This window comes from Paenalcaligenes sp. DL 309 (assembly GCF_057475285.1).
Genome location: NZ_JBYBKW010000011.1, coordinates 1 through 22,859, shown reverse-complemented (window position 1 = coordinate 22,859; position 22,859 = coordinate 1). Strand labels below are relative to the sequence as shown.

Annotated in this window: 16 protein-coding genes and 4 tRNA genes; 3 read left to right on the top strand and 17 right to left on the bottom strand. The window is 45.3% G+C overall.

The genetic code is table 11. From position 1 onward, the window contains the following. Positions 1–69 precede the first annotated feature (69 nt). From fusA to rpsL, 3 genes are all read right to left on the bottom strand, one after another. Positions 70–2,172 carry an elongation factor G gene (gene fusA / locus AC2UZJ_RS11360; RefSeq protein ID WP_486950270.1) on the bottom strand — a complete coding sequence of 701 codons (2,103 nt, stop codon included), beginning with the start codon at positions 2,170–2,172 and terminating at the stop codon, positions 70–72. A 17-nt stretch (positions 2,173–2,189) separates the two neighbouring features. Beyond that, complete coding sequence (gene rpsG, locus AC2UZJ_RS11355; RefSeq protein WP_486950269.1) at positions 2,190–2,660, bottom strand: 30S ribosomal protein S7; 471 nt, start codon at positions 2,658–2,660, stop codon at positions 2,190–2,192. 135 nt (positions 2,661–2,795) lie between these two features. Beyond that, the gene (rpsL, locus tag AC2UZJ_RS11350; protein WP_486950268.1) at positions 2,796–3,167 is read right to left on the bottom strand and encodes a 30S ribosomal protein S12; all 372 of its coding nucleotides are present in this window, start codon (positions 3,165–3,167) and stop codon (positions 2,796–2,798) included. 360 nt (positions 3,168–3,527) lie between these two features. On the opposite strand from rpsL, the gene AC2UZJ_RS11345 reads away from it, so the two are divergent. Genes AC2UZJ_RS11345 through AC2UZJ_RS11335 form a run of 3 tightly spaced genes read left to right on the top strand, consistent with a single transcriptional unit; the run spans position 3,528 to position 7,392 of the window. Beyond that, complete coding sequence (locus tag AC2UZJ_RS11345; protein ID WP_486950267.1) at positions 3,528–4,232, top strand: response regulator transcription factor; 705 nt, start codon at positions 3,528–3,530, stop codon at positions 4,230–4,232. A 15-nt stretch (positions 4,233–4,247) separates the two neighbouring features. After that, positions 4,248–5,360, top strand: coding sequence for a FecR family protein (locus AC2UZJ_RS11340; protein WP_486950266.1), 1,113 nt, complete (start codon positions 4,248–4,250; stop codon positions 5,358–5,360). Positions 5,361–5,397: 37 nt separating this feature from the next. Beyond that, positions 5,398–7,392: a CHASE2 domain-containing protein gene (locus tag AC2UZJ_RS11335; RefSeq protein WP_486950265.1), complete on the top strand. Its 1,995-nt coding sequence runs from the start codon at positions 5,398–5,400 to the stop codon at positions 7,390–7,392. Between the two features lie 142 nt (positions 7,393–7,534). Here the strand turns inward: AC2UZJ_RS11335 and rpoC are convergent, their stop codons facing one another. From rpoC to AC2UZJ_RS11265, 14 genes are all read right to left on the bottom strand, one after another. Then, entirely contained in the window at positions 7,535–11,764 is a 4,230-nt protein-coding gene (rpoC, locus tag AC2UZJ_RS11330; protein ID WP_486950264.1) for a DNA-directed RNA polymerase subunit beta', read from the bottom strand. Continuing rightward, entirely contained in the window at positions 11,765–15,880 is a 4,116-nt protein-coding gene (gene rpoB, locus AC2UZJ_RS11325; RefSeq protein WP_486950263.1) for a DNA-directed RNA polymerase subunit beta, read from the bottom strand. A 183-nt stretch (positions 15,881–16,063) separates the two neighbouring features. Beyond that, positions 16,064–16,438 (bottom strand): 50S ribosomal protein L7/L12, encoded by a 375-nt coding sequence (gene rplL / locus AC2UZJ_RS11320; RefSeq protein ID WP_486950262.1) that lies wholly within the window; start codon positions 16,436–16,438, stop codon positions 16,064–16,066. Positions 16,439–16,523: 85 nt separating this feature from the next. Beyond that, the gene (rplJ, locus tag AC2UZJ_RS11315; protein WP_486950261.1) at positions 16,524–17,048 is read right to left on the bottom strand and encodes a 50S ribosomal protein L10; all 525 of its coding nucleotides are present in this window, start codon (positions 17,046–17,048) and stop codon (positions 16,524–16,526) included. Positions 17,049–17,280: 232 nt separating this feature from the next. After that, complete coding sequence (rplA, locus tag AC2UZJ_RS11310; RefSeq protein ID WP_486950260.1) at positions 17,281–17,976, bottom strand: 50S ribosomal protein L1; 696 nt, start codon at positions 17,974–17,976, stop codon at positions 17,281–17,283. Between the two features lie 5 nt (positions 17,977–17,981). Further along, complete coding sequence (gene rplK / locus AC2UZJ_RS11305; RefSeq protein WP_486950259.1) at positions 17,982–18,413, bottom strand: 50S ribosomal protein L11; 432 nt, start codon at positions 18,411–18,413, stop codon at positions 17,982–17,984. Between the two features lie 79 nt (positions 18,414–18,492). Further along, positions 18,493–19,026, bottom strand: coding sequence for a transcription termination/antitermination protein NusG (nusG, locus tag AC2UZJ_RS11300; RefSeq protein WP_486950258.1), 534 nt, complete (start codon positions 19,024–19,026; stop codon positions 18,493–18,495). Positions 19,027–19,035: 9 nt separating this feature from the next. Continuing rightward, positions 19,036–19,416: a preprotein translocase subunit SecE gene (gene secE / locus AC2UZJ_RS11295; RefSeq protein WP_486950257.1), complete on the bottom strand. Its 381-nt coding sequence runs from the start codon at positions 19,414–19,416 to the stop codon at positions 19,036–19,038. 47 nt (positions 19,417–19,463) lie between these two features. Next, a tRNA-Trp gene (locus AC2UZJ_RS11290) sits at positions 19,464–19,539 on the bottom strand. A gap of 100 nt (positions 19,540–19,639) precedes the next feature. Next, the gene (gene tuf, locus AC2UZJ_RS11285) at positions 19,640–20,830 is read right to left on the bottom strand and encodes an elongation factor Tu (RefSeq protein ID WP_486950271.1); all 1,191 of its coding nucleotides are present in this window, start codon (positions 20,828–20,830) and stop codon (positions 19,640–19,642) included. Positions 20,831–20,874: 44 nt separating this feature from the next. After that, positions 20,875–20,949, bottom strand: a tRNA-Thr gene (locus AC2UZJ_RS11280). A gap of 14 nt (positions 20,950–20,963) precedes the next feature. Beyond that, positions 20,964–21,037: transfer RNA gene (locus tag AC2UZJ_RS11275), tRNA-Gly, on the bottom strand. A gap of 39 nt (positions 21,038–21,076) precedes the next feature. Beyond that, positions 21,077–21,162 (bottom strand) — tRNA-Tyr (locus AC2UZJ_RS11270). 124 nt (positions 21,163–21,286) lie between these two features. Further along, complete coding sequence (locus tag AC2UZJ_RS11265; protein WP_486950256.1) at positions 21,287–22,603, bottom strand: short-chain fatty acid transporter; 1,317 nt, start codon at positions 22,601–22,603, stop codon at positions 21,287–21,289. Positions 22,604–22,859: the final 256 nt, after the last annotated feature.

Below are 22,859 nucleotides of genomic sequence, written 5' to 3'. Positions count from 1 at the left end.
TCCCATCTATGTTTTAAAAAACAAAAAATTTAAAGCTGCCTATCACCTGATAGGCAGTTAGTTTGTGATTTACTTGCTACGTGCGCTAATCACTTCTTCGGCTACATGCTTAGGTGTTTCAGCATATTGCTTAAACTCCATGCTGTACGTAGCACGACCTTGGGTTTGCGAACGTAGGCTTGTGGAGTAACCGAACATCTCAGCCAAAGGCACCTCGGCTTTAATGAGTTTTCCACCACCGGGGATGTCATCCATACCCTGCACCATACCACGACGAGAAGATAAATCCCCCATCACAGTACCAGCGTATTCTTCAGGTGTTTCGACTTCCACGGCCATGGTTGGCTCAAGCAGGACGGGGGATGCTTTACGCATACCCTCTTTGAAACCCATTGAGGCAGCCATGCGGAACGCGTTTTCGTTGGAGTCTACATCGTGGTAGGAACCAAAGAACAGCGTAACCTTAACATCAACAACTGGATAGCCAGCCAATACACCTGAGTGTAATGTCTCTTCAATCCCTTTGTCGATCACGGAGATGTATTCACGAGGAACTACACCACCTTTAATTTCATCTACGAATTCGTAACCGGTACCGGGCTCTGCAGGCTCAAGCTTGAGAACCACGTGACCGTATTGACCACGACCACCGGACTGACGTACGAATTTACCTTCCGCTTCTGCACATACAGAACGAATGGTTTCACGGTAAGCCACTTGCGGTTTACCGATGTTTGCATCTACACCAAACTCACGTAGCATGCGGTCTACTAATACTTCTAGGTGAAGTTCACCCATACCGGAAATAATGGTTTGACCAGATTCTTCATCAGTGCTCACGCGGAAAGAGGGATCCTCTTGTGCCAAACGCGATAATGCAATACCCATTTTCTCTTGGTCAGCCTTTGTTTTAGGCTCTACCGCTTGAGAAATCACCGGCTCTGGGAACACCATGCGCTCTAGAATGATCTGCTCATTCATATCACATAGGGTCTCACCCGTAGTAACGTCTTTAAGTCCCACTACAGCAGCAATATCACCAGCTACTAGCTCTTTAAGCTCAGCACGGTTATTTGCATGCATTTGTAGAATACGACCTACACGCTCACGCTTACCTTTAATTGGGTTATAAACGGTATCACCTGAACGCAGCACACCTGAGTACACGCGCACAAAGGTTAGCTGACCAACGAAGGTATCCGTCATCAATTTAAATGCCAATGCAGACATAGGTGCTTCGTCACTGGCTTCACGTGTGGTGAGCTCACCATTTTTATCTTCACCTTCTACAGCAGGAATATCTACTGGGGAAGGCATGTAATCAATAATGGCATCTAGCATACGCTGAACGCCTTTGTTCTTGAATGCCGTACCACACATCATGGGCTGAATTTCACCGGCCAATGTGCGTAGACGGATACCTTGATTGATTTCGGCTTCAGTTAACGTGCCTTCCTCAAGGTATTTATTCATTAGCTCTTCATTCGCTTCAGCAGCGGATTCGAGCAATTTTTCGTGCCACTCTTCAGCTTCATCTTGCAATTCGGCAGGGATATCTACGTAGTCAAATTTAATACCGTAGTTTTCATTTTCCCAGATGATAGCTTTCATCTTGGTTAAATCAATAACACCCTGGAACTCATCCTCGGCACCAATTGGTAAAACAATAGGTACTGGATTCGCGTTAAGACGTGTTTTTAGCTGCTCGTAAACTTTCAAAAAGTTTGCGCCAGTGCGGTCCATTTTATTAATGAACAGCATACGAGGTACTTCGTATTTATTTGCTTGACGCCATACGGTTTCAGACTGAGGCTGTACACCACCCACAGCACAGTACACCATGACCGCGCCATCAAGAACACGCATAGAACGCTCTACTTCAATAGTAAAGTCAACGTGTCCGGGAGTATCAATAATGTTGATACGGTGCTCAGGGTAATCACCAGCCATACCACTCCAGAAAGCAGTAGTAGCAGCTGAAGTAATAGTAATACCGCGCTCTTGCTCTTGCTCCATCCAGTCCATAGTGGCGGAACCTTCGTGGGTTTCGCCTAGCTTATGACTTACACCGGTATAGAACAAAATGCGTTCAGTGGTAGTGGTTTTACCTGCATCAATGTGTGCAGAAATACCAATATTACGGTAGCGTTTAATAGGGGTTTTGCGGGCCATGATCTATAGTCCTTTGATTACCAACGGAAATGACTAAACGCTTTGTTAGCTTCAGCCATTCTGTGTGTGTCTTCACGCTTTCTCATTGCACCACCACGGCCTTCTGCTGCGTCTAGTAGCTCACCAGCTAAGCGTAAGTTCATCGACTTTTCGCTGCGCTTGCTGGCGGCTTCACGCAACCAACGCATAGCGAGTGCCATACGACGCACGGGACGTACCTCTACAGGTACCTGGTAGTTTGCACCACCAACACGGCGGCCTTTGACTTCTACCACAGGCTTGATGTTGTTGATGGCCGTGTTAAACACTTCGATCGGATCTTTGCCGGCTTTCTCTTGAATGTGATCGAATGCACCGTAGACAATACGTTCTGCTACGGCTTTTTTACCTGATCGCATGACAATGTTCATGAACTTGGCTAGATCAACACTGCCATACTTTGGATCAGGGAGAATATCTCGTTTAGGGACTTCGCGACGGCGAGGCATTATATACTTTCCTTGTGACTATTCAGTTGAACCGTTTCACGGCCTTGGCCATTTATAGAGAAATGGCCCCTTACATACTCTGTCTAATTTTAAGACAGCAGTTGCACGGACTCGGAAACTAGATTTATGTTTAATTTATTTAGGGCGCTTGGCACCGTATTTAGAACGGGCTTGCTTACGGTCTTTAACACCCTGTAAATCTAGGGCACCACGAACCATATGATAACGCACACCAGGCAAGTCTTTTACTCGACCGCCACGGATAAGTACTACGGAGTGCTCTTGTAAGTTGTGACCTTCACCACCGATGTACGAAATCACCTCGTAACCGTTAGTAAGACGAACTTTAGCGACTTTACGTAGTGCTGAGTTAGGTTTTTTGGGAGTAGTGGTGTACACACGAGTACACACACCACGGCGCTGGGGGCAGTTCTCTAGCGCGGGGCTATTGCTACCCGGGCGAGTTAAACTACGCGGCTTGCGCACGAGTTGGCTAATTGTAGGCATAACCTCGACGAATCCTTTACGTACAAAAATTAGGGGAAAAGCAATGCACGACAGCCGCCCCACGATGACATTTAACGTAAAAGAGCGGAATCGAGCTTAAATAAGCCTAAAGCTTAAGCTTTTATTATTCTACTTGAAAGATTGCCAGCAAAGCATTCCTTTTAAAGTAAGCTATTTAATTTAACCTAGATAAAGAAAACAGTCAAGATATGGGAAAAGACTGCGTAGTTTACGCAACGACTACCCACTACTGCTAGCGTGTATATTTGCGTATCTTTAGCAGTTTACTTAATCCCTAAGCTCTATAGGCTATACTTTACTTTTGTTTACCCGTCTTATGAGATGATTTACTTATAATTTATGAATATAGCTTCTTTAGAAGATGATCCGGTACAAGCCCAACTCATCGAAAACTGTCTAAACCATGCTGGTTATACTTGCACCATGTTTCATGCAGGTAAACCTTTGTTATCAGCACTTTCTAAGCCCCATAATTTTGACTTGCTCATATTGGATTGGGAAGTACCTGATGTAAGTGGCTTAGATGTTTTACATTGGGTAAGAGACAATCAAGGCTATGCGTTACCTGTACTTTTTGTTACTAGCCGCACAGATGAGGCCGATTTGGTTACAGGATTACAAGCTGGTGCCGATGACTACATGAATAAACCCATACGCGAAGGTGAGCTCATTGCGCGTGTGCAGGCTTTATTACGCCGTATGCATCCCATCACTCAGAGTAGCGAACCTTTTGATTTTGGTGTCTACCATATAGACCCTATTAACAATGTTATTACTCTACGTGGTAAAGAGGTAGTCTTAGCCCCCAAGGAGTACGAATTAGCTCTATTATTCTTTAGAAATCCAGGGCGTTTATTTTCTCGTGATGTACTGAGTGCGGCCGTATGGAATAGAGAAATATTAGCCACCTCTCGCACTCTTGATACTCATTTATCAAATATCAGACGTAAACTAGAGCTACGCCCTGAAAACGGGGTACGCCTTAATGCTTCGTATGCTCTAGGATATCGCTTAGAGTCATTACTAAACAATAATCCAAGTTAATATTAATTGCTCCTCATGCGTGCCTTATTTTCTTTACCTTTACTCTTAGCCTTAGCGCTAAGTAGTGTTTTTATGCCTGCTAATGCGCAACCTTCTGGCGCCATGGGTGAGAATTTTATTTATTTGGTAGAGTCTGGCGATACCCTATCAGATCTCTCGGAGTTGTACACAGCTCGTTCAACCAACTGGCGCGAACTCCAAGGTCTTAATCAAGTTTCTGATGAGCTGCAATTACCTATAGCCAAAGCATTAAAAATTCCCTTTAGGATGATTCCTGTGGTGGCCACTGAAGCGGTAATCACTCACTCTAAAGGTGAGGTATGGATAAATGAAAGCCCCGTTGAACAGAATCTAACCTTAAAAGCAGGTGATGTTGTGCGTACAGGGGCTAATGGCTTTATTACATTGCAGCTAGAAGACCAAAGCACCCTTAGTTTACCTAATAATAGTCAGCTTTATATAAAACAACTTAATGCTTTTGAACGCACACAGTTAATTGACGCGATCTTAGAGCTGCAAGAAGGCACCGTAGAAAGCCGTGTGGCTCCCGAGCAGCCAGGTGTAGGGCGTTTTGAAATTAATACACCTATTAGTATCACAGGAGTACGAGGCACTGATTTACGTGTGCATACCAGTGCAGAGACTGCACGCACAGAACTCATCACCGGTAAAGCGCATCTGAATACAGCCCAAACTCGCTATCAAAACCTCTTACAAGCCCAAGGGGCTAATATCAAGGCTGATGGCTCCTACGCTATTGTGCCATTATTACCCGCTCCAGCTCTAACTGAGCCAGTACGAACTAGCCAAGGCTGGCAAACCACCATCACGCCCGTCACCGATGCAGACCACTACGTAGTGCAAATTGCTCTCGCTGCTGATGGCACCTCCTTAGTCAGTCGCTCTGAGATTAGCCCCTCTAATAAAACTGATGATGAATCACTGACGGTTATCTTAACGCCTAGCGGCCCCGGTAAGCATTATGCTTTTATACGAGCAGTGGATGAAAACGGCTTAATGGGTATAGATGCCGCTCTTTCTTTCCCAGGTCAAGGGGTGTTAATTAGCCGGGATGGTGCCCCTGTTTTATCTAGTAATAATCAGCCCATCTTATTAACTCTTTATTAATTAGTTAATTGATTATTGATGATTAGTTATTCATTTTATGGAAAATGAGCCCTCATCTTCATCCCCATCGCGCGCCGCTTTATTAGCTAAGCAAATTAAACGCGAATGGTGGTGGGTTACTTTATGCTTGATTTTACTTAGCATACTACTCTCTTTTTATAGAGATGAGCTCAACATAAAACGTCTAGACTTAACACTTTATGACCTTCAGTCCACCTATTTCTCAACGCTGCAGCCACAAGCTCTAAACTCCCTTCCCCAAAAAACGGCTTTAATTATTATTGATGATGACAGCATCATGCGCGTAGGTTACTGGCCTTGGCGGCGTATTGAATATGCACGTGTCTTAGATTATTTAAGCCAAGCTAAGGCGGTAGGTTTAGATGTTCTTTTTCATGATAAAAACCCCGCTTACCCTAACGACGATGCGTTTTTAGCTTATGCCATAGAAAGCCATGGGCGCGTGGTGCTGCCTAGTATTTTTAATGACAAAAATAACTCAGCTTCTTTTATGCCGGTGGCTCCTTTAAATCAGTCTGCTGCAGCCATAGGCTATATTAATGTGCCACCAGACAGCGATGGTGTAGTAAGAAGAACTCGACTTTACAGAGCAGACACCACCGAAAACAATAAGCATTTTACCTTGGCTTTGCTAGAAGCCGCCGGTGACACTAAAACTTTAAATTACATTTTAAATCAGGCTCAAGGTCCTCTGCGCCTTATTCCTTTCAGAGGGCCGCCCGGTTCCTTTGATACCTACTCTTTCGCCGATGTGGTTGAAGGCAAATACAGTCCGGCTACATTTAAAGATCGTTATGTACTCATCGGGGCGTGGAGTAGTGGTCTGGGAGACTTCTACCCCACCCCTACCTCTTCGGATGAGCAAACCAGTATGTCTGGGGTAGAGATACTAGCAAATACACTAGAAAACGCGCTGGATGATCACTGGATCTACTCTTTACCCGAATGGGTAATTATGGCTATTAGTAGTCTGCCTATTATTTTAGTTTGTGTTATGTTGCGCCATTTACGGCCGCGTCGAGCCATTATTAGCACCGCAGCTATTTTATTGAGTGTATTTATAGGAAGCTGGATGCTATTGAATTTATTCAACATGTGGATACCGCCTACTGTAAGTTTAATTGTGACGGTTTTAGCTTATCCAGTATGGTATTGGCGCAGTCAAGAGGTGGTACTTAAGCATATTAACAACGAAATTTCTGAAATGCGAGCGCATGACCCAAGCTTACGTGCAGCACTAGAAAATACTTCCAAGCACAGCTCTTTACCTGAACGTTTAAGTCATTTACACAAAGCCATTGAGCTTTTGCGCCAGGCTCAGCAGCAGCGCGAAGAAACCCTGCGTTTTATTTCACACGACATGCGATCACCACAAAATTCCATCTTAGCCTTAATAGATATGGAGCGTAATCAGCAATTAAACCTACCTACAAATCAACTACTAGACCATGTGGAAGAGTATGCCAAAACCACCCTAACCTTGGTGGATGATTTTATTAATTTAGCTAAAGTGGAGGCTATGGAACTCAGTTTAGAGCCTTTATTTTTAAATGATATGTTGGTAGAGGTTTGTGATGATGCGTGGGTACGTGCTCAGGCTAAACATATTACCGTTTCCTTCGTGGAGCCTGAAGGTGGAGTGTGGATTAATGCTTCACCTCAGTTATTAAAACGTGCACTAGCAAATCTGATTGATAATGCGATTAAATACAGCGCTGAAAACACAAAAATCAACTGTTTAGTAGTACCTGAACCTGCCTTAAACAGAGTCACAATTACTATCGTAGACCAAGGCTGGGGAATTCCCGCGGAAGCCCTACCCACTATTTTTCACGTGTTTAAGCGTGCTCATGCTGAGCAACAAAATGCCCCTAGCGGCAGTGGCTTAGGTTTGGCTTTTGTGCATGCGGTGATTGTGCGGCATTTTGGGGATATCTCTGTAGATAGTGAAGTGGGTGTGGGGACTACGTTTACCGTGCATTTGCCTCTCGCAGCAACAGAAGCCGAATAACAAACAGCCCGATGACTATGAAAATCATCGGGCTGTTTGGTTTTGGGTAATTACGAGCTGCTGCCTGCAAATACGAGCTATGAGCTCGTAGCTACGGGGGGCTCCATTTAACTATGAGCGTACTCCGTAGCTACGAGGGGGGTTATTCGGCAGCGTCGTTATTACTGTCTTCTTCGGCTACAGCGGAGGCGGGTGTGCTTTCCATGAACGGGTTTTCTTGTTCACGTGCCGCACGACGCTCTGCAACTTCTAGCTTCTCTTTCTCTTGACGCGCCTGGTGGTAGGCCATCCCAGTACCAGCAGGAATCAAACGACCCACAATTACGTTTTCTTTTAGACCACGTAACTCATCGCGTTTGCCCATGATGGCTGCTTCAGTTAAGACTCGAGTGGTTTCTTGGAACGAGGCTGCTGAAATGAAGGAGTCAGTAGATAGTGAAGCTTTGGTAATACCCAACAATACGTTTTCGTATGTGGCTGGAATTCCACCTTCTGCTTCTACACGATCATTTTCATTTAGCAACTCAGAACGTTCAACCTGCTCACCCGTAATAAACTGGGTGTCACCCGCATCGCTGATATGAACTCTACGCAACATTTGACGTACGATGACTTCAATATGTTTGTCGTTAATCTTCACACCCTGCAAGCGATACACGTCTTGAACTTCGTCTACGATATAGCTAGCTAGTTTTTCAATACCTTGTAGACGCAAGATATCGTGAGGATCGGGTGGACCATCAACAATGGTTTCACCTTTATTCACAACTTGGCCATCATGCACCAGTACCTGCTTTTCTTTGAGTATTAAGAATTCATGACTTACGCCATCAAAGTCTGTAATAACCAAACGCTGTTTACCTTTAGTGTCTTTACCAAAGGAAACCGTACCGGTGACTTCAGCCAATAGTCCCGCATCTTTAGGTGAACGCGCCTCAAACAACTCAGCCACACGAGGTAGACCACCGGTAATATCACGCGTTTTCTGCGATTCTTGCGGGATACGTGCTAACACTTCACCCACAGAAACCTGCTGACCATCACGCACAGTAATTAACGCACCCACTGGGAACGAAATATTTACCATGTGATCGGTACCAGCAATTTTGATCTCTTTACCGTCTTCGCCCAATAGTTTAATTTGTGGACGTGTGATGGTTTTGCCCCCACGAGACTTGGGCGTAATTACCACTAAAGTGGTTAAGCCAGTCACCTCATCTAATTGGCTGGCAACCGTTACCCCTTCCTCAATATTCTCAAAGCGCACCGTACCGGTGTACTCAGAAATAATAGGACGAGTTAGCGGATCCCAACTGGCTACGCGTTGACCGGCTTTAACGGTCTCGCCATCACTGACGGCAATCGTGGCACCGTAAGGGATTTTGTGACGTTCGCGCTCACGACGGCTGTCATCATAAATGATGATTTCACCAGAACGCGAAATCGCGATGCACTCGCCTTTGGCGTTAGTGACATAACGTAAACCTAAAGCAAAGCCGACTTCACCCGCAATCTTCGTTTCTACTGTACTAGTAGTCGCAGCACGTGATGCCGCACCACCAATGTGGAAGGTACGCATGGTTAGCTGGGTACCCGGTTCACCAATAGATTGCGCAGCAATTACACCAACGGCTTCACCGCTATTTACAATAGCACCACGACCTAAGTCACGGCCATAACAGTGTGCACATAACCCATGACGCGTTTCACACGTTAATGGCGTGCGAATCTTCACTTCATCAATACCGCACTCATCGATAAGATCAACCAGATCTTCATCTAATAAAGTACCGGCATGCACCACGGTTTCTTGTGTATCGGGATGGATAATATCCACCGCTGCCACACGACCTAAAATACGATCATGCAGATGCTCAATCACCTCACCACCGTCTAGAACGGCTTTCATGGTGTAACCAGCGCTAGTACCACAATCTTTTTCAATAATGACTAGATCTTGGGTAACATCTACTAAGCGACGAGTTAAGTAACCGGAGTTCGCTGTTTTCAGCGCCGTATCCGCTAGACCTTTACGGGCCCCGTGGGTAGAAATAAAGTACTGCAGTACGTTTAGACCTTCACGGAAGTTTGCGGTAATGGGGGTTTCAATAATGGAGCCATCTGGCTTAGCCATCAAACCACGCATACCAGCTAACTGACGAATCTGCGCCGCCGAACCACGCGCTCCGGAATCCGCCATCATGTAAATAGAGTTAAAGGACTCTTGACGTACTTCCTCACCATGACGGTCAATCACCGGCTCAGTGGCAAGCTGTTCCATCATCGCTTTACCTACCTGATCACTGGCTTTACCCCAGATATCAACCACGTTGTTATAACGCTCTTGGGCGGTAACTAAACCGGAAGAGTACTGCTTATCAATCTCAATCACTTCATTAGCGGCCTTCTCTAAGATGCTTTCTTTGGCAGCGGGTATGAGCATGTCATTCATACCTATAGAGATACCACCACGGGTGGCTAAGCTAAAGCCAGATTGCATGAGTTTATCAGCAAAAATAACCGTAGCACGTAGACCACAACGACGGAATGATTGATTAATCAAACTCGAAATTTCTTTTTTCTTTAAGGTCCGATTTAACTGCTCAAAAGGCAAGCCATGCGGCAGTATTTCAGACAATAAAGCACGGCCAACAGTGGTTTCCACACGTTTTTTAGTGCCTACCCATTCACCCGCTTCATTTTTAGTGAAATCATCCACACGTACAGTAATACGTGTTTGTAATTCCACCTCATGACTGTCATAAGCACGCTGCACTTCGCTCACATCCGCAAAGAGCATGCCTTCACCTTTACCGTTGATGCGAGAACGCGTGGCGTAATAAAGGCCCAACACAATATCTTGTGAAGGCACGATAGACGGCTCACCATTTGCAGGGAACAGCACGTTATTCGTAGACAACATCAAGGTACGTGCTTCTAGCTGAGCTTCTAGGGATAGCGGTACGTGTACCGCCATTTGGTCACCATCAAAGTCAGCGTTAAACGCAGCACAAACCAAGGGGTGCAATTGAATGGCTTTACCTTCAATTAATACGGGCTCAAAAGCTTGAATACCTAAACGGTGCAACGTAGGTGCACGGTTAAGCATTACAGGGTGCTCGCGAATTACCTCTTCGAGTATATCCCACACCACCAGCTCTTGATTATCCACCATCTTTTTCGCTGATTTAATGGTGGTAGCTAAACCCATCATCTCTAAACGATTAAAAATGAAGGGCTTAAAGAGCTCTAGTGCCATCAGTTTAGGTAAACCGCACTCATGCAATTTTAACTGAGGACCCACTACAATTACGGAACGGCCAGAGTAGTCAACACGTTTACCTAACAGGTTTTGACGGAATCGACCGCTCTTACCCTTAATCATATCGGCTAAGGATTTAAGCTGACGCTTATTAGCGCCTGTCATGGCCTTACCACGTCTACCATTATCGAGTAATGAGTCTACGGATTCTTGCAGCATACGTTTTTCGTTGCGCAAGATAATATCCGGAGCTTTCAGCTCTAATAGACGCTTAAGGCGGTTGTTACGGTTAATCACGCGACGATATAAATCGTTTAGATCAGACGTAGCAAAGCGACCGCCATCTAGCGGCACCAAGGGGCGCAGCTCAGGAGGTAATACCGGTAACACTTCTAGGATCATCCAGTCCGGCTTAATGCCAGATTTTTGGAAGCCCTCAAGCACTTTAAGACGCTTAGAAATGCGTTTGATTTTTGCCTCAGAACCAGTGGCTTTGAGCTCAGCACGTAGTGTTTCCACCTCGTCATCAATCTCAATGCTACGCAATAACTCGCGCACGGCTTCAGCACCCATCAGGGCTTCGAAGTCATCACCGTATTCTTCTGTCTTAGCGATGTAGTCATCATCAGACATGATTTGACCGCGTTTAAGCGGCGTCATGCCAGGCTCAACCACACACCATGCCTCAAAATACAACACGCGTTCTATATCACGCAATGTCATATCAAGCACCATCCCTAAGCGGGAGGGCAGACTTTTAAGGAACCAAATGTGGGCAACAGGACACGCCAACTCAATGTGCGCCATACGTTCACGACGCACTTTGGAAACGGTCACTTCCACACCACATTTTTCGCAGATTACTCCACGATGCTTTAAGCGTTTGTATTTACCACACAAGCACTCGTAGTCTTTAGTTGGGCCAAAAATCTTGGCACAAAAAAGACCGTCGCGCTCAGGTTTAAAGGTGCGGTAGTTAATGGTTTCAGGTTTACGAACCTCACCAAACGACCACGAACGCACCTTCTCAGGAGAGGCAATACCGATGCGAATGGCATCGAATTGATTCTCTTCATTTGTTTGCTTAAAGAGATTTAATAGAGCTTTCATTTATTTACGCTCCAAATCCATATCAAGGGATAGGGATCGAATTTCTTTGACCAACACGTTGAACGATTCTGGCATGCCAGCATCGATGACGTGATCACCCTTGACAATGTTCTCATACACTTTGGTACGACCAGCAATGTCATCAGACTTAACTGTGAGCATTTCTTGTAATGTGTAAGCGGCGCCGTAAGCTTCTAGAGCCCAGACTTCCATCTCACCAAAACGCTGACCACCAAACTGGGCTTTACCACCTAAGGGTTGCTGAGTAACTAGCGAGTACGGACCAGTAGAACGAGCATGCATCTTGTCATCAACTAAGTGGTGCAGTTTCAAGAAGTGCATATAACCTACGGTAACCGGACGCTCAAATTGCTCACCCGTACGACCATCATACAAGGTAATTTGCGTGCGATCTTCAGACAGCTGTAATTTTTCAGCAATGTCATCGGGATACGCTAACTCTAGCATTACCTTAATTTCTTCTTCAGTAGCACCATCAAATACGGGCGTGGCTAAGGTTAAGCCATTGCGTAAATTATGGGCCATCTCAAGAATTTCTTTATCAGATAAGCTTTGAATATCCGCCTTTTGACCCGTGCTGTTATAAACACGATCTAAGTACTCACGGATCTCCGCTGCCTGTACGCCTTGTTCTTTCTCAATCATGGCGTTAATACGATGACCTATACCTTTAGCCGCCCACCCTAAGTGAACTTCTAGTACCTGACCCACGTTCATTCGAGAAGGAACACCTAAGGGGTTTAGTACTATATCTACAGGGGTACCGTCAGCCATATGCGGCATGTCTTCCACCGGTGTAATACGAGATACCACACCTTTGTTACCATGACGGCCAGCCATTTTATCGCCTGGCGCTAAACGACGCTTCACAGCCAAGTAAACCTTGACCATTTTCAGCACACCAGGAGGCAACTCATCACCTTGGGTGAGTTTTTTACGCTTTTCTTCAAAAGCCACGTCAAATTGATGACGTTTGTGCTCTAGAGAGTCTTTGGTTTGCTCCAAGACTAAGGCTTCATCTTCGTCAGCTAAACGTATATCAAACCACTGCCAGCGATCCTCAAGACTTTCTAGGTATTCAGTAGTGACTTCAGAGCCTTTGGCTAAACGACGGGGACCACCATTAACCACTTTACCAATTAAAAACTTGGCAATACGGTCAAAGGCATCCGCCTCTACAATACGTAGCTGATCATTTAAATCTTGGCGGAAACGACGTAACTCATCTTCAATGATGGACTCAGCGCGTTGATCACGTTCAATACCTTCACGTGTAAACACCTGAACATCAATTACTGTACCTGTCATCCCTGACGATACACGTAAAGAAGTGTCTTTCACGTCTGAGGCTTTTTCACCAAAAATGGCACGTAATAGCTTTTCTTCAGGCGTTAGTTGCGTTTCACCTTTAGGTGTTACCTTACCCACGAGCACGTCATCAGCACTAACTTCGGCACCAATATGAACAATCCCGGAATCATCCAGACGGTTTAATTGAGCTTCGGCTAGGTTACTAATGTCACGTGTGATTTCTTCAGGGCCTAGCTTAGTATCGCGTGCAACTACCGTTAACTCTTCAATATGAATAGAGGTGTAACGATCATCTGCCACCACTTTTTCGGAGATTAAGATGGAATCTTCGAAGTTATAACCATGCCAAGGCATAAAGGCGATCATCATGTTTTGGCCTAAAGCTAACTCTCCTAAATCGGTAGAGGCGCCATCAGCTAAAACATCACCACGTGCCACTACATCACCACGTCTAACTATAGGACGCTGGTTAATGTTGGTGTTTTGGTTAGAGCGTGTGTATTTGATGAGATTGTAAATATCTACACCCACTTCACCCGCTACGTTCTCATCGTCATTAACACGAATAACCACACGATCAGCATCAACGTGATCCACAATACCGCCACGACGCGCTTGCACTGTAGTACCTGAGTCAACCGCAACCGTACGTTCAATACCTGTACCTACTATAGCGGTTTCTGGACGTAAACATGGCACCGCTTGGCGCTGCATGTTGGCACCCATCAAGGCTCGGTTCGCATCATCATGCTCAAGAAACGGAATCAATGAAGCCGCTACCGACACAATTTGTGAAGGTGCTACGTCCATATAATGCACGTTCTCAGGCGCTGTCATGAGGGTTTCACCTGCTTCCCTACATGCCACCAATTCGTGTATAAATCGTCCATTTTCATCAAGTTCAGCGTTAGCTTGGGCAATCACGTAATTGCTTTCTTCAATGGCTGACAAATACACAATCTCGTGTGTAACTTGATGATTTTCCACTTTGCGATAAGGGGTTTCTAAGAAACCATACTCGTTGAGACGAGCATACAGCGCCATGGAGTTAATTAGACCAATGTTTGGTCCTTCAGGTGTTTCAATAGGACACACACGACCATAGTGCGTAGGGTGTACATCACGTACTTCAAAACCTGCACGTTCACGCGTTAAACCACCAGGACCCAGTGCTGAGACGCGACGCTTGTGCGTTACCTCAGACAAGGGATTGGTCTGGTCCATAAACTGCGATAATTGACTGGAACCGAAGAACTCTTTGACTGCCGCAGAAATAGGACGAGAGTTGATCAGATCGTGGGGCATTAAGTTTTCACTTTCAGCCTGACCCAAACGCTCTTTAACCGCCCGCTCTACACGTACTAAACCTGTGCGGAATTGGTTTTCAGCTAACTCACCCACACAGCGCACACGACGATTACCTAAGTGATCGATGTCGTCAATTTGACCTTTACCGTTACGCAGATCTACGAGCACCTTAATGGTATCTACAATGTCTTCATCAGTTAGGGTCATAGGACCAGTGATATCATCACCACGGCCTAAACGACTATTGACCTTCATACGGCCAACACGCGATAAATCGTAGGTATCTTCACTGTAGAATAAGCGCTGGAATAACGCTTCCACCGCCTCTTCAGTAGGCGGCTCACCGGGACGCATCATGCGATAAATAGCCACGCGCGCTGCCATTTGATCAGCGGTATCATCCGTGCGTAAAGTAAGCGAAATATAGCCACCCTGGTCTAACTCATTAATATAAAGGGTTTCAATATTACGAATATTCGCAGCTCGCATTTCTACGAGCATCGTTTCGGTGATTTCGTCATTGGCTTTTGCAATGATTTCACCGGTATCTGGACTCACTACATTTTTCGCTAATGTACGGCCAACTAAGGTGTCTTCAGGGATCGATATGAAATCGATTTTAGCTTCATCTAATTGACGAATATGACGTGCATTAATGCGTTTGTCTTTTTCAACAATGATGTTACCGTCACGATCTTTGATATCAAAGCTCGCAACTTCGCCACGCCAGCGTTGCGACACAAGCTGGAGACGAGCGCCATCGTCTTGAAGTTCGATATGATCAAACTCAAAGAAATGAGCCAGAATTGCCTCTGGACTCATACCTATCGCCTTGAGTAAGATGGATACTGGCATCTTACGACGACGGTCAATGCGGAAAAATAAAATATCTTTAGGATCGAACTCAAAATCGAGCCACGAGCCACGATAAGGAATTACGCGCGCAGAAAATAACAGTTTCCCAGAACTGTGCGTTTTACCACGATCGTGTTCAAAGAACACGCCAGGTGAACGGTGTAATTGCGAAACAATCACACGCTCCGTACCATTGATGACAAAGGAGCCATTTTCAGTCATAAGGGGCATTTCACCCATATAGACTTCTTGCTCTTTGACTTCCTTGACGGTAGGTTTACTTACCTCGCGATCCATAAGGACCAAACGCACCTTGGCACGCAAAGGTGAAGCGTATGTCAAACCTCGCATTTGACATTCTTTCACGTCAAATATAGGCTCACCCAGCACATAGCTAACAAACTCTAGCCGTGCCATCTGGTTATGACTTACAATAGGGAAAATGGAATTAAAAGCTTCTTGCAGACCTTCAGGCTTGCGCTCTGAGGGCAAAACGTCTTTTTGCAAAAACGTCCGGAAAGACTCCAGCTGCGTTGCCAAAAGGTAAGGAACCTGCTGTACGTCTTCACGTTTGGCGAAGCTCTTGCGTATGCGCTTTTTTTCGGTGTACGAATAAGGCATGAGCACTCCGACTCAAGGGTTACACGGGCCGTCAACCACGACCCCGGTTTACGACTCTAGAAAACCCGACTCAATAAGATCTATTTATACAATAACCTTAATAAATCAGGGGTTTTCTTGAGACGCAAAAGCCCGGGAAGGCATCTATAGAGTTATAGCGCTTCCCGGGCAATCATATCTAACTTATTTTAGCTCGACTTTAGCGCCAGCTTCTTCAAGTTTTTTCTTCGCTTCTTCGGCTTCATCCTTAGCTACATCTTCTTTGATGTCTTTAGGTGCAGCGTCAACTAGATCTTTGGCGTCTTTGAGGCCTAGACCTGTGATTTCACGAACAGCTTTAATCACGTTAACTTTTTTGTCACCAACTTCAGCTAGGTGAATAGTGAATTCTGTTTTCTCTTCAGCAGCAGCACCTTCACCACCAGCAGCGGGAGCAGCAACGGCTACAGCAGCAGCAGCGGCAGAAACGCCAAATTTGTCTTCCATCTCAGTGATGAGTTCGGAAAGCTCTAGCACAGTCATGCTAGAAATTGCTTCTAAGATTTGATCTTTAGTCATTTTCAGTTCCAGATATTAAAATAATAATGCCAGGTTTGGGAATGGTATCCGATACAACGAATTACCCTTATTTATAAATTTGTAATTACGCGCTTTCTTTTTGATCGCGTACTGCGGCCAAGCCACGTACAAATTTAGTAGGTACTTCGTTAAGCGTACGCACAAACTGCGTAATTGGAGCTTGCATTGTGCCAAGTAATTTTGCCAATAACTCGTCGCGTGAAGGCATAGATGCCAACGCTTTGACGCCAGCTTCATCAAGAAGGCTATTTGGCATAGCGCCGCCTTTAATGACTAAGCTTGGGTTGGTTTTAGCAAAATCAGCCATGGTTTTCGCGGCTGCTACAGGGTCTTCGCTAACGGCATACATCAGAGGGCCAACAAGTTGGTCTGATAGCTCAGCAAAGGCCGTATCTGTAATAGCACGACGAACTAGCGTGTTTTTAAGAACACGCAGATACACGCCCGACTCACGCGCTTGTTTGCGCAATACGGTAGCAGAGGCCACGTCCAAACCACGATATTCAGCAATAACAACCGATTGGGCTTTGGCTATTTCACCAGCAACCTCGTCGATTACTACAGCTTTCTCTTTACGATTGAGACTCACGGTTGAACACTCCTTACATAGGTGTAGAGGTTATTCTCTACACCAACCGAATGCGGCGCACCTGGTCGAGATTCTGGAAAGAAAATCTTCCTGGGCGCCGTCTACGTTGGATAAAACCAGATGGTTTATATTAAGTATTTAAAAAATACTCCTACGGTCTTTGACAGCAGTAGCAATTATTTTTTTATTAATAACTGCTACAGCCCAAAGTAATTAATAATCAATACACTATTTAAGCTTGTACAGATGTAACATCTACACGAGCACCGCCACCCATAGTGGATGAAACGGCAATCTTACGCATATAAATGCCTTTAGCTGCTGTAGGACGCGCTTTAACAAGGGCGTCTACTAAAGCAGTTAAGTTTTCTTGTAACTGCTCTACATTAAATGATGCACGACCGATAGTGCTATGGATAATACCTGCTTTATCGGTACGGTATTGCACTTGACCTGCCTTAGCGTTGTTAATGGCGGTTACTACATCTGGAGTAACAGTGCCCACTCTTGGGTTAGGCATTAGACCACGTGGACCTAATATCTGACCTAAAGTACCCACTACACGCATGGTGTCAGGCGATGCAATCACTACATCGAAATCCATTTGGCCAGCTTTAATTTGATCAGCCAAATCTTCCATACCTACGATGTCTGCTCCAGCAGCACGTGCCTCATCGGCTTTATCGCCTTGAGCAAATACGGCTACACGTACTGTTTTACCAGTACCAGCGGGCAGAACCACGGAACCACGAACCAGTTGGTCTGATTTACGAGGATCAATACCTAACTGAATGGCTACGTCAATGGACTCATCGAACTTAGCTGTTGCAGTCTCTTTAACTAATGTTAAAGCTTCTGTAACAGGATAGAAGTGATCGCGATCAATTTTAGCGGCGATAGCGGCTGCGCGTTTGCTTAGTTTTGCCATGTCAATTAAACCCCTTCAACATTGATACCCATACTGCGAGCAGTACCGGCAATTGTACGAATCGCTGCTTCCATATCGGCGGCAGTTAGATCGGGTTCTTTGGTTTTGACGATTTCTTCAGCTTGTGCACGCGTCAAAGTACCTACTTTATCTAGGTTAGGACGAGCGGAACCGCTTTTAATTCCTAGCGCTTTCTTAATTAGAATAGTCGCAGGAGGCGTTTTCATGATAAAAGTAAAACTTTTATCAGCATAAGCAGTAATTACAACTGGAATAGGTAAACCAGGTTCAACGCCTTGTGTTTGGGCATTAAACGCTTTACAGAATTCCATGATATTTAGACCACGTTGACCTAGTGCTGGGCCAATTGGTGGTGAAGGATTTGCTTTACCAGCTGGAACTTGCAGCTTAATAAAACCGACGATTTTTTTCGCCATAATGATGACTCCTTGCGGGTAAACGCTGCGTTTTATAGTTTATAAACTTATGAAACCACAGCTCCCCGGGGTTAAATAATTAGGTCTTTTCGACCTGATCAAAATCAAGCTCTACAGGGGTGGATCGGCCAAAAATAGTGACTGAAACACGAACCTTAGATTTTTCGTAGTTGACTTCTTCAACGTTCCCGTTGAAATCCGCAAAAGGACCTTCCTTAACACGAATTAATTCACCAACTTCGAATAAAACTTTTGGACGCGGTTTCTCAGTGCCTTCTTCCATCTGTGAGAGGATTTCATCGACTTCACGCTGAGAAATAGGCGCGGGGCGGTTACCTGAACCACCTAAGAAACCTGTAACACGGTTTGTACTACGTACTAAGTGCCAAGACTCATCAGTTAAATCCATTTCCACAAGCACATAACCCGGGAATATACGGCGCTCAGTAATAGTTTTCTTGCCGTTTTTCGTTTCTACAACTTCCTCGGAGGGAATTAGGATTTGCCCAAATAAATCTTGTAATTCTGCGCGTTCAATACGCTCAATCAATGCTCTTTGTACGCTTTTTTCCATTCCAGAAAAAACGTGTACTACATACCAACGTTTACTCATGTGTGCCCTTTATTTCCAGCCTAACAAGAGGCCATAGATGACCCACTCTAATCCCTTGTCGATAAACCATAGCAATATAGCCATTAGCGTAACAAAAGCAAAGACAATGGCTGTCATTTGAGTGGCTTCTTTACGACTAGGCCAATGAACGCGCTTTACTTCTGTGTAAGAGTCTTTTACATAACCTACGGCACGCTTACCCGTGTGGGAGGTCCAGGCAATAAAAGCGGCTAGAACCACAGACGCCAGAAACACACCTACCCGGACAATTCCGGGTTGAGCTTCAAGCACAGAGTAACCAATAATTCCTGCGGCAAGCACGAATATTGCCAGACCCAATTTTATACGGTCTGGGCCTCGGTTAACGGTTTCAACGTTGGTGTTCGACATAAATCCGACGATAGGACGCCACTGATGAGAGTGACGATTGACAGTAGTGGCAGGGGCAGAAGGAATCGAACCCTCAACCTTCGGTTTTGGAGACCGACGCTCTGCCAATTGAGCTATACCCCTATACCTTAAAGCAGATGTTTAGTACCACACCTGCGCATTAAGTGCAAAAAAGTAATTGTATACTCTTTTGCACTTTAAAGCAACTACATTTTAAATAAATCTATTTAATGATTTTAGCTACCACACCCGCACCCACGGTACGACCCCCTTCGCGAATGGCGAAGCGTAAACCTTCTTCCATGGCGATAGGAGCGATCAAGGAAACGTTCATGGCGACGTTATCACCAGGTAGAACCATTTCTTTGTCTTCAGGTAACTCAATGGTACCGGTTACGTCAGTAGTACGGAAGTAGAACTGAGGACGGTACCCTTTAAAGAAAGGCGTGTGACGACCACCCTCTTCTTTGGACAAGATGTAGACTTCAGCAGCGAAGTCCGTGTGCGGCTTAATGGAACCGGTGGCCGCTAATACCTGACCACGCTCCACGTCTTCACGCTTGGTACCACGTAGTAGTACACCCACGTTATCGCCCGCTTCACCTTGGTCTAGCAACTTACGGAACATCTCAACACCGGTACATGTGGACTTCACGGTGTCACGAATACCTACGATTTCGATCTCTTCACCCACTTTAATGATACCGCGCTCGATACGGCCTGTTACTACCGTACCACGACCGGAAATGGAGAACACGTCTTCCACTGGCATCAAGAATGCACCGTCTACCGCACGCTCGGGTGTAGGAATGTAAGAGTCAAGAGCAGCAGCCAACTCGAGAACAGCAGCGTGACCTAAAGGACCGGTGTCGCCTTCGAGAGCTAGCTTAGCGGAACCCTTAATGATGGGGGTGTCGTCGCCAGGGAAATCGTAGTTGTCTAGCAACTCACGCACTTCCATTTCAACCAACTCGAGCAGCTCTTCGTCATCCACCATATCGGCTTTGTTTAGGAACACAACGATGTACGGCACGCCAACCTGACGGCTTAACAAGATGTGCTCACGTGTCTGAGGCATGGGGCCATCAGCAGCGGAAACAACGAGAATAGCCCCGTCCATCTGCGCCGCACCCGTGATCATGTTTTTCACATAGTCAGCGTGACCAGGACAGTCAACGTGCGCGTAGTGACGCTCAGGGGTTTCGTATTCTACGTGTGAAGTAGAAATAGTGATACCGCGTGCTTTTTCTTCAGGAGCCGCATCAATTTGTGCGTAATCGCGTGCATCGCCACCGTACTCTTTAGCGAGTACTGTACAAATTGCAGCGGTTAATGTGGTTTTACCGTGGTCAACGTGACCAATGGTGCCAACGTTGACGTGCGGTTTGGTCCGTTCAAACTTGCCTTTGGCCATGGCAGACTCCTGAAGGGAATTAAGATGTAAAATAGAAGGTAAGATGGTGCCCATGGTGCGAATCGAACGCACGACCTCTCCCTTACCAAGGGAGTGCTCTACCCCTGAGCCACATGGGCGTACTACATAGTTATGGAGCGGGTGAAGGGAATCGAACCCTCGTCTTAAGCTTGGAAGGCTTCTGCTCTACCATTAAGCTACACCCGCTGGTATCTCTTCACTTAAACTAACTACTAGTATGTATTCTGGTGGTGGGAGTAGGATTCGAACCTACGTAGGCATAAGCCAACAGATTTACAGTCTGCCCCCGTTAGCCACTTGGGTATCCCACCAAAGATATGTGATTATGCTTGACTAGCTTCGCGCTGTCAAGTAATTCTTTAACTACTTTTATCTAAGCAGCTAAAGAATAATATTATCACGCATAACTGATTACTTGTCAAGCTTTTATTGTGATCAGAAAAAAGTTAATACTATAGAGATAAAAGCTCCTGTTACAAAAAGCTGGATCAAACAAAACCCCATAATATCTTTAGCTTTCAAACCTGCAATAGCCAATACAGGTAAAGCCCAAAACGGCTGTAAAAGATTTGTCCACGCATCACCCCAGGCAACAGCCATCGCTACCCTAGCCATATCTGCATCTAAGTACTGAGCAGCAGAAATAACCACTGTACTTTGCACAGCCCACTGACCACCCCCTGATGGCACAAAAATATTGACTAGACCCGCACTGAGAAAAGTCCAAAATGGTAAAGTTGTTGCCGTAGCAAAAGACACCAACCAATCAGACATGGAAGCCGCTAATCCCGACTGCACCATAATGGCCATGATACCCGCATAAAAAGGAAACTGGATAATAATCCCGGCCCCGCCTTTAACCCCTTCATTTAGTGCCGCTAATAAATTACGCGCATTTCCATGTAAAATAATAGCTAATATTAAAAAAGTGAAGTTAATAACATTAAGATTTAAACCAGCGCCACGAATAATATAATAATTAAATAAGTACGCTAAACCAGCGAAACCCATAAGCATAGCTAACACATAGCTGTTCTCTAAACGCGCAGCAGGTCTAGTGTCTTTTTCCTGCAATGCCTTCGCGCTGGGCTCATCAAGTAAGGTGGGATCTATATAAACACTGTTCTCTTCATCCGGCATCATAAGCCTGTTAACCAAAGGCACGATGATAAACATCCCTACAACTAATATAAGATTAAAGGTAGCGAAAATAGTATCTGCAGTAGAGATAATACCGATTTTATCTTCACTAAAGTGACCTTGGGTAGCAATAGTTAATGGAATAGAGCCTGCCAAACCACCGTGCCAAATAATAAAGCCAGAATAAGCACTTGCAACTAATAACCGGTAATCAACGCGTATTTTACGCGCTAACTCTTTCGCAAAAAGCGCACTTACAATCAACCCAAAACCCCAGTTAATCCAATCCGCAGCTAAAGCCACCACCGTGACCAGAATAATAGCGGCACCAGGAGTCTTGGGGATAGACGCTAATGTAGAAAGTATCTTACGTACCGCGGGAGTACTAGCCAGCATATAACCCGCCACTAACACCAAGAGCATCTGCATGGTAAAACTCAGCAAACCCCAAAACCCATCTCCCCACATATTGATAATTTCCATGGGTGTTTTCTGCTCACCAACTAAAGCGGCTCCCCCCGCTATAAGCGTTAAAATAATGACGAAAATATACGGATCTGGCAGATAACGCTCTACTAGCCGCACTGAAAAATTAGTGACCGTTTTAAACATGTTGTCCCCCTTGTTTTCTCGCGATACAAATTATTAACAAATGTAAGATTTCGTTTGTTAATAAAACTATACTAGAGTATGGAAGCGCATACAGTTGGCGTTTTCACTATAGGTCACAGACGTAAAAAAGCCTCTGCTGCGACACTGAACTGACCCCAAGAAGTTGGACACCCTTCCAACCTTTTGGGGTTTTTCTATGGCTAAATATAGTGCAGAACTTAAGCTATATCTTGTAAAAAGTTATGCGTCAGGGCAG